Source organism: Polyangium mundeleinium (genome assembly GCF_028369105.1).
In the GTDB taxonomy this organism is placed as follows: Bacteria; Myxococcota_A; Polyangia; order Polyangiales; family Polyangiaceae; genus Polyangium; species Polyangium mundeleinium.
Genome location: NZ_JAQNDO010000001.1, coordinates 10,298,813 through 10,312,396, shown reverse-complemented (window position 1 = coordinate 10,312,396; position 13,584 = coordinate 10,298,813). Strand labels below are relative to the sequence as shown.

Here is a 13,584-nt window from a genome sequence, read left to right as displayed (position 1 = left end):
CGCCCAGAGGTCGTGGGACGTGCGCAGGTCGAGGAGGTTTTCGTGAAGGCAATCGTCATTCAGGGCTCGTTCGGGCTCGGCTCCCTCGCCGAGGTCACGCTGCCCGATCCCACCCCGGGGCACGGCCAGGTCGTGATTCGGATGCGCGCCGCGTCGCTCAACTATCGCGACCTCATGATGATCAGGGGCCAATACAACCCCCGCCAGCCCCTCCCGCTCGTGCCGTTCTCGGACGGCGTCGGCGAGGTGATCGAGGTGGGCCCCTCCGTGACGCACCTGAAAAAAGGCGATCGCGTCTGCCCCATCTTCATGCAAGCGTGGCAAGACGGCGAGCTCGACGCCGAGAAGCTCAAGACGACGCTCGGCGGGCCCTTGCCCGGCGTGCTCTCCGAGCTCTTCGTGACCGGCGAATCCGGGCTCGTGAAGGTGCCGGCCCACCTCTCCGACGAGGAAGCGGCGACGCTCCCCTGCGCGGCCGTGACGGCGTACAATGCGCTCTTTTGTAGCGGAAGGGTTTCTCCGGGCGATACGGTGCTCGTGCAGGGCACGGGCGGCGTGTCGGTCTTCGCGCTGCAATTCGCCCGCCTCGCCGGCGCGCGCGTGATCGTGACGTCGAGCAGCGACGCGAAGCTCGAACGCGCGAAGTCGCTCGGCGCATGGGCGACGATCAACTACAAAACCACGCCGGACTGGGACAAGAAGGCCCTCGAGCTCACGGGCGGCGCGGGCGTCGACCACGTGGTCGAGGTCGGTGGCGCGGGCACGCTCGCGCGTTCGATGCGCGCCACGCGCATCGCGGGCACGGTGAGCGTGATCGGCGTGCTCGCAGGCGGAGCGCAGGAGATGAGCGTGCTGCCGATCCTGATGAAGCACCTCCGGCTCCAGGGCATCATGGTCGGCTCGCGGGCGATGTTCGAGGCGATGAACCGAGCGATCGAGGCGGGCGGGCTCCGGCCGGTGATCGACGAGAAGACGTTCTCCTTCGGCGAGGCGCGCGAGGCGCTCACCTACATGGAGAGCGGCGGGCATTTCGGGAAGATCGTGCTGCGATTCTGAGGCGCCTCGCGGGCGCGTGTCTCACGCCCGTTCGAGGTGCACGCGCGTGCAAACGACCCGGAAGCCCACCCGCTGCACGTTGCGCTCGGTGGGCTCGCCGGGCATCGATCCGATCGTCGCCACGGTCGCCCCGCGCGCCCGCGCTTCGGCAAGCCGCGCGCGAATGAGCGCCTGCTGAATGCCGCGCCGCCGCCACGCCGGCAGGACACTCGTCCCGAACAACGCGGCGACCTCGCCCCGCACCTCCGCGCCCCCCGCGCCCACGGCCTCGTCCCCGGCCCAGGCGATCACGCCGATCGAGCGCGGCTCCTTCACCATGGCCAGGCTCACTTGCCGATCGGCCTCCGACAAGGGCTCGCCCTCGGGCCGAAACCCGCTGCTGGACACCTCGACGAACCGATCCTCCTCGCCCGGCGCGACCTTGCGCACCACGATCCCCTCGGGCAATGCCGCGCCGGCGAGGGAATCCTCGTCCACGGTGAGATCCCGCGCGAGCAGGTTCTCGAACCGCGTCAGCACGAACCGCCGCGCGGCGAGCATCGCGAGCAGCCCCGCATCCACGTAGGGCGAGAGCTCCATCCGGATCGGCACGCCGCGGCCCTCGTAAAACGCCTCGATTCGATCGAAGTCCTCGGCCGTGACGGGCCCTTCGAGCCCGATTCCGACGACGACGTTGCACCAGGATCCGGGCCCCGCGAAGCAGGCGATCCCGCCGGCGACGCGGATGGATTCGGGCGCGATGGAGGCGAAGCCTTGCACCTGGCGGGCTTCTTCGAGGCGGGCGATTTCCTCGGCGGTTCTCATGGCCGTTTCTTTATCACCGTATCGAATACGAAAACAACCGGCATTCGATCGGGCCATTCCAAACCGTGATCTCCTTGTCCGGCCTTATCCGCATCGCCCGCGAAATCTCCGGCGTCCCCGCGAGCAGCACCACCGTATGCCCCGACAACCGCCGAAGCGCCTCCGCCATCCCTCGGTAGAGCTCCTCTCCCCCGGACAACCGCTCCCCGTACGGCGGGTTCGTCACAACGAATCCCACCGGCTCCAAAGGCTCCACGTCCCGCACATCCGCGCGCGAGAAATGCAGCCGCACGCCCGCGGCTTTTGCGTTTTGCTTCGCCGTCTCGATCGCCTGCGGCGACACGTCGCTCCCCGCGATGAACGGCCCTTCGCTCTTCACCCGCGCCCGCGCGGCCTCGCGCATCTCCGCGATGCGCCGCTTTCGTGTCTCGTCGTGGCTCGGCCACCGCTCGAAGCCGTGCTGCGGCCGCAAGAGCCCCGGCGCCACGTCGCGCGCCCAGAGCGACGCTTCGATCGGGATCGTCCCCGAGCCACACATCGGGTCCACGAGCGGGCTTTGCCGGTCCCAGCCGGAAAGACGCAGGATCGCCGCCGCCAGCGTCTCCTTGAGCGGCGCCTCCTCGATGCGCTTGCGGTAGCCGCGCCGGTGCAGCGATTCCCCCGCGAGGTCCACGTACAGGCTCGCCCGATCCCGCACCACGTGCACGAACACCCCGAGATCCGGGTCGTCGAGGTCCACGCTCGATCGCGCCCCGAGCTGCTTGCGCTCCTGATCGACGATCGCGTCCTTCGTCTTCTGCGCGATGAACTGCGTGTGCGTGAGGCGGCTGTCCTTGCACGCCGCGCGCACCGCGAGCGTGCGCTTCGGATCGACGTACGGGCTGAAATCCACGCGCGAAACGCCCTCGTAGAGCGCCTCTCCCGTCTCCGCCTCGAACTCGGCGAGCAGCGCGAGCACGCGCACCGCGATGCGCAGCTCCAGGCACGCGCGCATGCCCTCGTCGATCGGGCCCTCGAAGTGCACGCCGCCTCGATCCGCGCGCACCTCGCGGAAGCGCGCCTCACGCAGCTCGTCGCGCAGCGCGCCTTCCGTGCCCTTCGCGGCCGTCGCGAAGAAACGCATCACCTCGCCCCGGTTCTTCCGCTCGGTTCGCATCTCGTCGGTCCGGGGCGTACGCTTCTGCAGCCCTTCGCGCAAGGGGTTGTTTGTTCCCGAGCCCCTTGCCGAACTCGCCCCCGAGGGCCTACGCTCCGCGCTCATGGCAAACCCGACTGCACTCCTCGAGACCTCTCTCGGCAACATCAAGGTCGAGCTCTTCGTCGACAAGATGCCGATCACGGCCAATAACTTCATCAAGCTCGCGAAGAGCGGCTTTTACGACGGCCTGCATTTCCATCGGGTCATCAACAAGTTCATGCTCCAGTTTGGCTGTCCGCACAGCCGCGACCCGAAGAGCCCGCGCGCGGGCACGGGCGACGGGCCCGACGGGACGATCAAGGACGAGCATCCGGCTGACGCGAAGATCTCGAACGAGCCCGGCACGCTCTCCATGGCGAACACCGGCGAGCGCAACAGCGGATCGTGCCAGTTCTTCATCAACACCGTGCACAACCATTACCTCGACTGGTTCACGCCCGGTGAATCGAAGCACCCCGTCTTCGGCCGCGTCATCGAGGGCATGGACGTCGTGCACCAGATCGAGAAGACCCAGACCGATCGCAACGATCGGCCCCTCAACCCCGTCCGCATGAACCGCGTCGTCGTCGAAGGCGCCTGATGCACGTGTCGGCGCGTCCGTTCGCCCTCCTCGCGGCGTCGATCGTCCTTGCCCCCGGTTGTGGCGGATCTCGCCCGGCCGTGTCGCCTGCCGTCGATCTCGCCGCGGGGCCGCGCGCTGCGCCTCCCGAGGCCGAGGCCGAGGGGGAGGTCCTGATCTGGGGCAAGACGGGCGACGGGCGGCCGACGACGTATCGCGTGGCGGGCGACGGCCGTTTGCTCGGCGAGGAGCCGGGCATCGTGATTGCGACGAGCCGCGGCGAGCTCGTCTGGCGCGAGCGCGAGGCGGAGGTGAAGCTCGGCGGCTGCGAGGACGGCGTGTCCCCGAAAAACCTCGAGCCGGGGACCGTGACGCATGCCTGGCTCGCGCCGCGCGAGGATCAGGCGCGACAGGTGATCGTGGATCCCGGCGACGAGGGCGATGGCGTGGGCGAGCTCTCGCATCACGTCGAGCTCCTCGGCAGCGTCGGGTCGTACCTCTTCGTGCACGAGGACGTGTACGTGTATGCGTGCGGCGCGCACGGGAACACCTCGGCGACGTTCAAGCTGTGGGACGCGGAGGCGGGCAAGGAGATCGATCTCCTGCACGGCCTGCCGAACCGGGAGGCGCTCGCGCGGCGCGCCGAGCGGATGCTCGACGAGGGCGACATGGATCCGGAAGAGGCGCGGCAGCACGATGATCTGCCCGATCTCGTGCAGATCCTGCCCGTGTATGGCGAGCGCGGCGGGCTCCGCGTCGACGCGCAGTTCGCCCGCGCCGATTGTTATGCGTGCAGCGACGGCCTCTGGAGCGGGTACACGCGGAGTGTCATCCTGCCGAGCGAATGGACGCCCGAGCGATTCGCGCCCTGGTCGACCCCGCCCGTCGCCGTCGTGAAGTTCTTGCAGTCGCGTCCTGGATTCGCGCTCGGCGGTTGGTCTCGTCGCTAGGGTTTTCTGCTATCCTCGGCGCGCCATGCACGGCTCCCCCGAAGCGCGCGCGCTCCACGACCTCTACCCCGCGATCGATTTGCACGCCGACAGCCTGATGTGGTCGCGCTGGGTGGGCTACGACCTGCACGCCCGCCACGATCCGCCGCTCCCGCGCGCCGCGCTCGGCGGGCACGTCGACGTCCCGCGCATGAAAGAGGGCGGGATGGGAGCGCAATTTTTTGGCCTCGTCTCCTTGCCGATCGGGCAGCGGCACGGGCTCGCGCGGGTCATCGACGAGCAGATCGACGCGCTCGAATCGCAGATCTCACGCGCGCCGCATCGCCTCGCCAAGGTGCGCACGGCGGACGAGATCGAGGCGGCGCGGGCGCGCGGGCAGGTGGGCGCGCTGCTCGGCATCGAGGGCGGGCACGCGCTCGAAGGTTCGCTCGACAAACTCGCGCATTTCGCGCGGCGCGGCGTGCGTTACCTCGGCCTTTGCCATTTCAGCCGGAACGAGCTCTGTTATCCGGCGTATGGGCGCGGGCGCAAGGACGACGCGGGGCTCACGCCGTTCGGCCGTGAGGTCGTCGCCGCGTGCGAGGCGCTCGGCGTCGTCGTGGACCTCGCGCACATCAATCGGATGGGGTTCCTCGAAGCTTGCGCGATGGCCAAGCGCCCGCCGATCGTCAGCCACACCGGCGTCGTGGGTGCGTTCGAGCACTGGCGCAACGTGGACGACGACCAGCTCCGCGCCATTGCGGACAAGGGCGGCGTCGTGGGCGTCATCTTTTGCCCGCAGTTCCTCGGCGGGGACGGGCTCGCGCCCGTCGTGAAGCACATGAAGCACATCATCGACGTTTGCGGCGAGGACACGCCCGCGCTCGGATCGGATTGGGACGGCTTCATCGTGCCGACTCGTGATCTTTGCGACGCCGCGCGATTGCCGCTGCTCACGGACGCGCTGCTCGAAGCGGGGATCCGGCCCGAGACGATCGGAAAGATCCTGCGGGGAAATGCGATGCGGGTGCTGGCGGAAGTTCCCTGACGAGGGAAACGCGGGCGACGACGGGATCGCCGCCCGCGCGATCGATTCAGAGATTCGCCAGGGGGCCCGTGCCGTTGTCGCCGAACGTCGTCGTCGGGACGCCCGCGCCCTGTAGCATCGAAATGAACAGGTTCGCGAGCGGCGTCTCGTCCGGAACCACCACGTGCCTTCCAGGCTTGAACGTCCCGCCGAGGCTGCCGCCGACGAGGACCGGCAGGTTCGTATGCCTGTGGGCGTTGCCGTCCTCGATCTCGCTGGAGAAGAACACGGCCGAGGTATCGAGCGCGCTCACGCCATTGCCCTCGTCGATCGCCTGGAGCTTGCCGAGCAGGTAGGCGAATTGCTCGACCTCCCACCGGTCGATGGTCGTGAGCTTCTCGTAGTTCGTGTCGAGGTTCTGGTGGTGCGAGATCTCGTGATGGCCCTCGTTCACGAGGAGGAACGGATAACTCCGGCCGCTGCCCGCGTTGCCCAGCATGAAGCTCACGACCCGCGTCGCGTCGCATTGCACCGCGAGCGCGATGAGGTCGAGCATCATCAGGACGTGCTCGGGGTAGGGCAGGTCGCCGGGCGGGCGGTTCATCGGCGTGCATTGCGGGCCGCTGCCCGTCTTCTGGATCTTCTTTTCGAGCTCGCTGACACCCGTCATGTACTCGTCGAGCTTGCGCCGATCCGTGGTGCCGAGCTTGCCGTTCAGCGCGTTCGCCTCTTCGAGCACGTAATCGAGGACGCTCGTGCGGTAGATCTTCTGCCGCTCCTGCTCCTCGGCCGTGGCCTTGGGGTCGAAGCCGCCAAAGAGGATGTCCCATACGACCTGCGGGTTCACCGCCTTCGGCAAGGGCTGCGTCTCCGAGGCCCAGGAGATGTTCCGCGCGTAGGCGCAGCTATACCCCGAGTCGCAATCGCCCGCGCTCGATCCGCCGTCGATGCCGAGCTGGAGCGAGGGGATCCGCGTGAACTGGCCGAGGTGCGCCGCGGCGACCTGGTCCATGGAGATGCCGTTCTTGATGTTCGCGCCCTCGGTTTTGATGACGTGGCGGCACGTCAAAAAGCCCGCCGTGCCCGCGGCGTGGTCGCCGGGCCCGTCGGGCCGCGCGGGCGTGTTCGCCAGGCCCGAGAGGACGAGCAGTTTGTCCCGGACCGGGGCGAGCGGTTCGAGGATCGTGGGCAGTGTATATTGCTCCCCCTCGGTCGTCGGCGTCCAGGCCGGCATGTGGATGCCGTTCGGCACGTAAAACGCGAGGATGCGCTTGAGGTCGTTCGGCTCGGCCTTCGCGTTCTTCGGGGAGAACATCTCGAGCGCCGGAAGGGCGAGGAGCGCGCCCGCTCCGCCGAGGAACGCGCGTCGCGACAGCTTGAAACGTTTCACTTTGCACCTCCCGGCGTCTCTCCGCGCCGCAACCGGAACGGCTCGCTCGTCGCGACGAGCTTGATCAAATCGACGAACCTCTTCCCGCGGTCATTGAGCCCCTTCGTCATGTGCTCGAGGTCGTCCGCGTCGGCCGGCTCGTGGCCGCGCCCGAGCGCGTACGTGAGCATCTTCTCGGAGACGCAATGCAAGAAGCGCGGATCCTCCGCGAGGATGCCGCTGAGCTCCGTGAGGCCGCTAAACGTCTTGCCGCCGGGCAAGACGCCGCTCGAATCGACGGGGAAGCCGAGGTCCTCGGTGCGGAACGAGCCGATGCCGTTGAAGTTCTCGAAGCCGAAGCCGAGGTTGTCCATTTCCTCGTGGCAGCCGGCGCAGATCGGGTTCGCGCGGTGAATTTCGAGTCGCTGCCGGATCGAGCCCGTGGGCACTTCCTCGGTGACGAGCCCCTCGACCCCCGGCGGCGGCGCGTCGGGCTCGGTGCAGAGCATCTGCGTCATCACCCATTTGCCGCGCTTCACGGGCGACGTGCGCGTCGGGTAGGACGTGACCGTGAGGATCGAGCCCTGCGCGAGCAGGCCTTTCCGATTCGGATCCTCGATCGTGACCTTGACGAACCCGTCCGGCCCGGGGGACGGCATGCCGTAATGCGTCGCGAGGCGCTCGTCGATGTACGTGAAATCGGCCGTGAGCATCCCGGGGATCGGGAGATCGTTCTTCAGGAACTCCTGGAAGAAGAGGCGCGTCTCCTGCCGCATCGACTCGCGCAGCGTCGCGTCCCAGGTCGGGAAGGCGTAATAATCGGGCTGATGATCGTCGAGGGCCCGGGTGAAGAGCCATTGCCCGGCGAAGTTGTCGACGAGCGCCTGGGCCTTCGGATCGGCGAGCATGCGCTCGACCTGCGCCTCGATCTCGGCCGGATCCTGCAATTTGCCCTCCCGCGCGGCCGTGAAGAGCGCCTCGTCGGGCATGCTGCTCCAGAGGAAATACGAGAGCCGCGAGGCGAGCTCGAAGTCATTGAGCGGGTGCGCCGGCGCGGCGGCGTTCGGGTTCGGATCGAGCTCCGGGCGGAACAAGAAATGGGGGGACGTGAGGATGGCGCGGAGCGCGATTTCGAGGCCCACGTCGACGGTTTGTCCCTGCTGCTCGGCGAGCGCGACCACGCCCGCGAGCCTATCCAGTTCGGCCTCCTTGACGGGCCGGCGGAACGCGCGTTCGGCGAATTTCTGCAGGATCTCCCGGACGCACGTGGCGCCGCCCGTCGGATCGCAGACCACGATCCGCTCGCGGATGGGGTTTTCCCCGACCACCCCGAGCGGGCCCTCGATCTCGATCCAGTCGACGTGGAGGTTTCGGTCGGCGCCCGCGGCCTCGTCGTAATAATCGTTCGTGAATTCGACGGAGACGACCTGCGTGCCCGCGTTTGCGTCGGCCTCGGCCTCGACGACCACGGGATTCGCGCTCGTCTCGCTGACGTCGAAGCTGCCGGCAATGGTGCCGCCGACGAGCAGGTTCATCTTCACGGGATCCGGGCCCGCCTGATTGCCCCATACACGCGCGGCGATCCGATACTTTCCGGTCGAGGGGAATTCGTGCGTGACCGGCAGCTCGCCGCTGCTCCACAGGTTCCAGTCGTCCGCTCCGGCTTGACCGACCTGCCCGGTGAGCGTCTCCGCTTCTACGCGGAGCGTCGTGGAGGACGACGGGAGGTTCATCGCCTCGCGCGCGAGTTCTTCGGCCGCGCGGGCATAAAGCTCGGCCTGGAGCGGTGAGATCGAGAGGACGTCGGAAATGTTGTCGAAGCCGTAGCCGCGATCGTCGGCGGGGAAATCGTCCGCGGGCGTTCGCGTGGTGCCGAGCAGATCGCGGACCGTATTGTTGTACTCGGCGCGGTTGAGCCGGTGCATGGTGACGCGCCCGGGGTCCGTCGCGGGCGCCGCGGCGTCGTCGGAGCATCCGATTGCGGCCGGAGCGAGCACCGCGGCGAGGACGAGCGGGGGAATGGACCCTCCACGCCGTCTGGGGCGCGGACGATGGGAAGTTATCGAACGAGGCATCGTTTTCCTCCTCCGTCGGCGAGAGTACACCGATGCCCTGGGAGACACGTGGAGGAAATGGGCGATGGAAGGCGAAATCGCCCTCGAATTCATGAAATGTTTCGGCGAGAGTCGACATGATGCCCCGCGGGTGGGCATCGTTGGGGATGGTGGATACAGGCTACGCCGAGGTGATTCCTATCACTGCCGTTGCGCGAGCCATTCGTCGATGAGCTTGCGCGCGATGCTCAGCGGAGGCGGGAGCTTGGGGAGGGCATTCCGGTCGAACCACGCGGCTTCTTCGAGCTCGTCGTGATCGACGACGAGCTCGCCGCCCGCGCGGCGCGCGAAAAAGCCGACCATGATCTGGTGCGGGAAAGGCCAGGGCTGGCTGCCGAAGTAACGGATATCGTCGATTTCGATGCCCGTCTCCTCGCGCGTCTCGCGCTGGGCGCAGGCCTCGAACGTCTCGCCCGGCTCGACGAACCCCGCGACGAGGCCGTACATGCCGGGGGGAAAACGAGGCTGCCGGGTCATCAGGATGCGCGGGCCGTCCTCGACGAGGACGATGATCGCCGGCGTGACGTGCGGAAAATGCTGGTGCGCGCAGCGGGTGCAGCGCTTCGAGCGACGGCCGATTTCGAGGTCGAGCGGCGCGCCGCATATTCCGCAGAACTGGTGCGTCCGGTCCCAGTACTGCACCTGATACGCCGTGCCCGCGGCCGCCTCGACGTCCGGATCGATGCGGCCGTGCAGGCGGCGCAGCGATACGTAAGCGAAACCAGGCGGGACGGGCGCGTCGGGGGGGAGCTCGGCCGAGCGACAAGGCACGGCGTCGCGCCAGCCGAGCGGCTGGACGCGGACAGGCGCGAGGCCGAGCTCGCCGAGGTTTTCGAGGAGGGGGACGTCGTGCGGGAACGGCGGCGCGGGCGTGGCGCCCTCCACGAGGCGAACGAGGAGATCGTCGCCGCGATACGCGAACCAAAGGCCGAGCGCCGGGGCGCCACGGATCGCGGGATCGGCGCGGAAACGAGGTATTTTGATCATGGGGCGAGAGACCTCGCGCGCCATCGTAGCAAGGCCACGCTTTACCGCGGATCGATCCTCCGGTATTTTTCGTCGGGGGAACCAACACGCCGACGGGCGGCGGGCAGATGAGGGGGACACGATTGCATGGGGGCGCTCGAGCGCGTGATCGGCGGACGGTTCGAGATCCTCGAGCGTGTCGGCAAGGGCTCCTTTGGGGAAGTGCTCCGCGCCCGGGACCATGCGACCGGCGGCCTCGTGGCCATCAAGCGGCTCTTCGACGAGGGCGCGAGCGCCGAGCTGCGCGAGCGTTTTCACCGCGAGGCGCGATATCTCGCGTGCACCACGAGCCCCCACGTCGTCCGCTTCGTGGCCGAAGGGATGGACAGGCAGGGCAAACCGTGCATTGCCCTCGAATGGCTGGAAGGCACGGACCTCGCGCAGGTGCTCGGGCGCGGGCCGCTGCCGGTCGAGGTCGCCGTGGAGATCGCCCGGCGCGCGGCGCTCGGCCTCCACGCGCTGCACGAGCAGGGCATCGTGCACCGGGACGTGAAGCCCGCGAATTTCTTCGTCGTGGGCGACGTTGCGCGGCTCGCCGAAGTCGGGTCGCCGCCGGTGAAGCTCATCGACCTCGGTGTCGCGCGCGCCTCGGGCGAACGGGCCCTGACGGAGCGGGGCAGCCGGCTCGGGACGCCTGTCTACATGTCGCCCGAGCAGGCCCGCGGCGAGGAGGACGTGACTGCGGCCTCGGACCTGTTTTCCCTGGGGATCGTGCTGTACGAGCTCGCCTCCGGGAAACGCCCGTTCACCGGGGACCGAACGCTCATCGTGCTGGCGAAGATCGTGCTGCACGAGCCGCCGCCGATCGACGTGGCGCGCCCGGACGTGCCCGCCGAGCTCTCGGCCCTCGTGGCGCGCGCGCTGGCGAAAAACCCCGCCGAGCGGTTCGGCTCGGCGCTCGAAATGGCCCGCGCGCTCGAACGCGTGTCGATTGAGTTCGCCCGGCGCGCGCGCGGGTCGTCGCCGCCGCCGTCGTGGGCCGAGGTGCAGGCCGATCCGTCGATGCCCTCTTCGGGGCTCGCGCCCGTGTCCCCCGTGAAGGTCCCGCCGAGGCCCGCGAGCGAGCTGCTCTCGGGGCGCGGCGAGCAACGCGTGATCACCGCGGTCTTCGCAGATCTCTCGGCCGCCGCGGACAGGACGGCCGGGCGGCTCGCGCTGGAGCTTTCCGCGGGGGAGCTCGGAGGCGTTTGTCATGGTACGCTCGGCCATCAGGTGATCGTCGTGTTCGGCAGCGCCGCGTCGGCCGGGGACGAGGCGCTGCGGGGCGCGCGGCTCGCGCTTTCGGTGCGGGCGCGGGTGCCGGGCGTGCGGATTGCTGTGGCGACGTCGCGCGCGCGCGTGGGCGAGACGGGGCTTTCGGCGGACGTGATCGAGCGCGGATCGGGGCTTCGTCCGCCCGGGGCCGGGGAGGCGATCGTGCTCGATGCGCCGACGGCGCGGCTCGTGGGCGCGCTCCTCGCGGTCGAGGAGATCCACGGAGGGTTCCTCCTGCGCGGCGAGATTGGCGCGGACGTGCCCGCGTATCCGCGGCTGCTCGGTCGAGCGACGCCGACGGTCGGGCGGGATCCGGAGCTCGCGATGCTCGAAACGATGTACACGTCGTGCGTCGCGGAGCGGGCCGCGCGGCTCGCGCTCGTGACGGGGCCCGCGGGCGTGGGCAAATCGCGATTGCGCTGGGAGATCTCGACGCGGGTCACGGGGCGCGCCGAGGCGCCGACGATCCTGCTCGGCCGGGGCGAGTCGCTGCGCGCGGGTTCGCCCTACGCGATGATGGCCGACCTCGTGCGCAGGGCGGCGGGGATCGTCGAGGGAGAGCCGCCGGAGGCGCAACGCCGCAAGATCGAGGCGCGTATTGGGCCGCTCGTGAGCCCGGTCGACGTGGGCCGCCTGGTCGATTTCCTGGGCGAGCTCGGGCAAGTGCCGGCCGCGCCGGGCGCCGCGAGCGCCGCGCTGCGGGCCGCGCGCTCGGATCCGGCGCTGATGGGCGACGCGACGCGGATGGCCTTCGAGGACTGGATCGCGGCTGAATGCGCGCGCGCGCCGGTGTTGATCCTGCTCGAAGATTTGCATTGGGGGGATCTGCCGACCGTCAAGCTCGTGACCTCCGTGGTCGCGATCGCGCGCGACATGCCGCTCTACGTGCTCGCGCTCGCGCGGCCCGAGGTGCACGTGCTTTTCCCGTCGCTCGCGAAGGAGGAGCGCACCACGGTGATGCGGGTCGACGCATTGCGCCCGGAGGCCTGCGAGCGGCTCGCGCGCGCGGTGCTCGGCGCGGGCGCGGATCCGGCCGTGGTGCGGCTCGTGGCCGAGCGCGCGGGCGGCAATGCGTTTTACCTGGAGGAGATGATCCGCGCCGCGGCCGAGGGCAAGGAGGGGCTGCCCGACTCGGTGCTGGGGCTCGTGCAGGCCCGCCTCGACGCGTTCGGGCGGGCGTCGAAGCGGGTCCTTCGAGCTGCAAGTATCTTCGGCGAGCGTTTCTCCCCGGCGGGCGTGCGCGCGCTTTGCGGGGGTGACGCGGCGCTCGTCTCGGACGCGCTCGACGAACTCGTGGAGCGTGAAGTGCTGATCCGCTGCCCGGATCCGGCGCGGGCGTCGCGCGACGACCTCGCGTTCCGGCACGCGCTCGTGCGCGAGGCGGCGTATGCGATGCTGTCGCCGGAGGATCTCACGCGCGGGCACAAGCTCGCGGCCGAGTGGCTGGGCGCGTCGGGCGAGACGGACGCGGCGCTCGTGGCGACACACTTCGAGCGAGGCAGCGAGCCGGAGCTCGCGATGGGCTGGTGGCTGCGGGCAGCGGAGCAGGCGCTCGTGGGCAATGATTTCGACGCGGCGATCGAGCGGGCAGAGCTCGGGGCGAGGCGCGCGGAGGGCGAGGTGCTCGGCAGCCTGCGGCTCGTGCAGGCCGAGGCGAGCCGGTGGCGCGGGGACGCGGAGCGGGGCTCGTCGTGGGCGAGGGAGGCGGTCGCGCTTTTGTCGCGCGGCTCGTGCGCGTATTTCCGCGCCATCGGGGAGCTCGTGTCGTCGGCGGGGCGGCGCGCGGCGTGGGACGAGGTGGAGCGCTGGCTCGACGAGGCGCTCGCGCTCGAAGCGTCCCGCGAGGCGCGGAGCGCGCAGATCGCGTGCATTTGTCCCGGCGCTACATTGCTCTTGCAGGCGGGCCGCACCGAGCGGGCGGCGCGGGTCTCGGAGCGGGCACTGGCGCTCGCGAGCGGGGTCCGGGACCTCGAACCTTATGCCGTGGGGCGCATCGGGCAGCTCCGGGCATTTCGCGCGTTGCACGAGGGGGACCTTTCGGGGCGCGGCGCGGCTACGTGCGCTCGATGGCCCTGTTCGAGAGCGCGGGGCACGTGCGGCAAGCGTGCGTGGAGCGGATCAACCTGGGGCACGTCTGCGCCGAGCTCGGCGATCTCGACCGGGCCGAGGAGGTGTTATCGACGTGCCTCTCGTCGGCGCAACGAATGCGGCTCGGGACGGTGGAGGCCGCGTGCCATTTGAATCTGGC

The 13,584-nt window shown here is 69.5% G+C and carries 10 protein-coding genes; 5 read left to right on the top strand and 5 right to left on the bottom strand.

Annotated elements, in window-relative coordinates:
- Nucleotides 1-42: 42 nt before the first annotated feature.
- Nucleotides 43-1,056 (top strand): zinc-dependent alcohol dehydrogenase family protein, encoded by a 1,014-nt coding sequence (locus tag POL67_RS40725; protein ID WP_271926338.1) that lies wholly within the window; start codon nucleotides 43-45, stop codon nucleotides 1,054-1,056.
- Nucleotides 1,057-1,077: 21 nt separating this feature from the next.
- Here POL67_RS40725 and POL67_RS40720 read toward each other — a convergent pair whose 3' ends face one another.
- Complete coding sequence (locus tag POL67_RS40720; RefSeq protein WP_271926337.1) at nucleotides 1,078-1,860, bottom strand: GNAT family N-acetyltransferase; 783 nt, start codon at nucleotides 1,858-1,860, stop codon at nucleotides 1,078-1,080.
- Nucleotides 1,861-1,873: 13 nt separating this feature from the next.
- Complete coding sequence (locus tag POL67_RS40715; RefSeq protein WP_271926334.1) at nucleotides 1,874-3,016, bottom strand: THUMP domain-containing class I SAM-dependent RNA methyltransferase; 1,143 nt, start codon at nucleotides 3,014-3,016, stop codon at nucleotides 1,874-1,876.
- Between the two features lie 103 nt (nucleotides 3,017-3,119).
- Between POL67_RS40715 and POL67_RS40710 the strand changes: the two genes are divergently transcribed.
- From POL67_RS40710 to POL67_RS40700, 3 genes are all read left to right on the top strand, one after another.
- The gene (locus POL67_RS40710; RefSeq protein WP_271926332.1) at nucleotides 3,120-3,638 is read left to right on the top strand and encodes a peptidylprolyl isomerase; all 519 of its coding nucleotides are present in this window, start codon (nucleotides 3,120-3,122) and stop codon (nucleotides 3,636-3,638) included.
- An 80-nt stretch (nucleotides 3,639-3,718) separates the two neighbouring features.
- Nucleotides 3,719-4,567, top strand: coding sequence for a hypothetical protein (locus POL67_RS40705; protein WP_271926330.1), 849 nt, complete (start codon nucleotides 3,719-3,721; stop codon nucleotides 4,565-4,567).
- Nucleotides 4,568-4,592: 25 nt separating this feature from the next.
- Nucleotides 4,593-5,594 (top strand): dipeptidase, encoded by a 1,002-nt coding sequence (locus tag POL67_RS40700; protein ID WP_271926328.1) that lies wholly within the window; start codon nucleotides 4,593-4,595, stop codon nucleotides 5,592-5,594.
- A 46-nt stretch (nucleotides 5,595-5,640) separates the two neighbouring features.
- Here POL67_RS40700 and POL67_RS40695 read toward each other — a convergent pair whose 3' ends face one another.
- The 3 genes from POL67_RS40695 to nudC all read right to left on the bottom strand — a co-directional run bounded on the left by POL67_RS40695 (nucleotide 5,641) and on the right by nudC (nucleotide 10,043).
- Entirely contained in the window at nucleotides 5,641-6,963 is a 1,323-nt protein-coding gene (locus tag POL67_RS40695; RefSeq protein WP_271926327.1) for a DUF1552 domain-containing protein, read from the bottom strand.
- Complete coding sequence (locus tag POL67_RS40690) at nucleotides 6,960-8,867, bottom strand: DUF1592 domain-containing protein (RefSeq protein WP_271926325.1); 1,908 nt, start codon at nucleotides 8,865-8,867, stop codon at nucleotides 6,960-6,962. The genes POL67_RS40695 and POL67_RS40690 overlap by 4 nt, the downstream gene beginning before the upstream one ends.
- A gap of 330 nt (nucleotides 8,868-9,197) precedes the next feature.
- Nucleotides 9,198-10,043: an NAD(+) diphosphatase gene (nudC, locus tag POL67_RS40685; RefSeq protein WP_271926324.1), complete on the bottom strand. Its 846-nt coding sequence runs from the start codon at nucleotides 10,041-10,043 to the stop codon at nucleotides 9,198-9,200.
- Nucleotides 10,044-10,169: 126 nt separating this feature from the next.
- Between nudC and POL67_RS54470 the strand changes: the two genes are divergently transcribed.
- Nucleotides 10,170-13,577, top strand: coding sequence for a serine/threonine-protein kinase (locus POL67_RS54470; protein ID WP_271926323.1), 3,408 nt, complete (start codon nucleotides 10,170-10,172; stop codon nucleotides 13,575-13,577).
- Nucleotides 13,578-13,584 lie beyond the last annotated feature (7 nt).

What these genes read in the sequence shown, in the direction of transcription:
- POL67_RS40720 (WP_271926337.1), bottom strand. Translation starts at nt 1,860, where the DNA reads ATGAGAACCGCCGAGGAAATCGCCCGCCTCGAAGAAGCCCGCCAGGTG.
- POL67_RS54470 (WP_271926323.1), top strand. Translation starts at nt 10,170, where the DNA reads ATGGGGGCGCTCGAGCGCGTGATCGGCGGACGGTTCGAGATCCTCGAG.
- POL67_RS40715 (WP_271926334.1), bottom strand. Translation starts at nt 3,016, where the DNA reads ATGCGAACCGAGCGGAAGAACCGGGGCGAGGTGATGCGTTTCTTCGCG.
- POL67_RS40700 (WP_271926328.1), top strand. Translation starts at nt 4,593, where the DNA reads ATGCACGGCTCCCCCGAAGCGCGCGCGCTCCACGACCTCTACCCCGCG.
- POL67_RS40710 (WP_271926332.1), top strand. Translation starts at nt 3,120, where the DNA reads ATGGCAAACCCGACTGCACTCCTCGAGACCTCTCTCGGCAACATCAAG.
- POL67_RS40690 (WP_271926325.1), bottom strand. Translation starts at nt 8,867, where the DNA reads ATGCACCGGCTCAACCGCGCCGAGTACAACAATACGGTCCGCGATCTG.
- nudC (WP_271926324.1), bottom strand. Translation starts at nt 10,043, where the DNA reads ATGATCAAAATACCTCGTTTCCGCGCCGATCCCGCGATCCGTGGCGCC.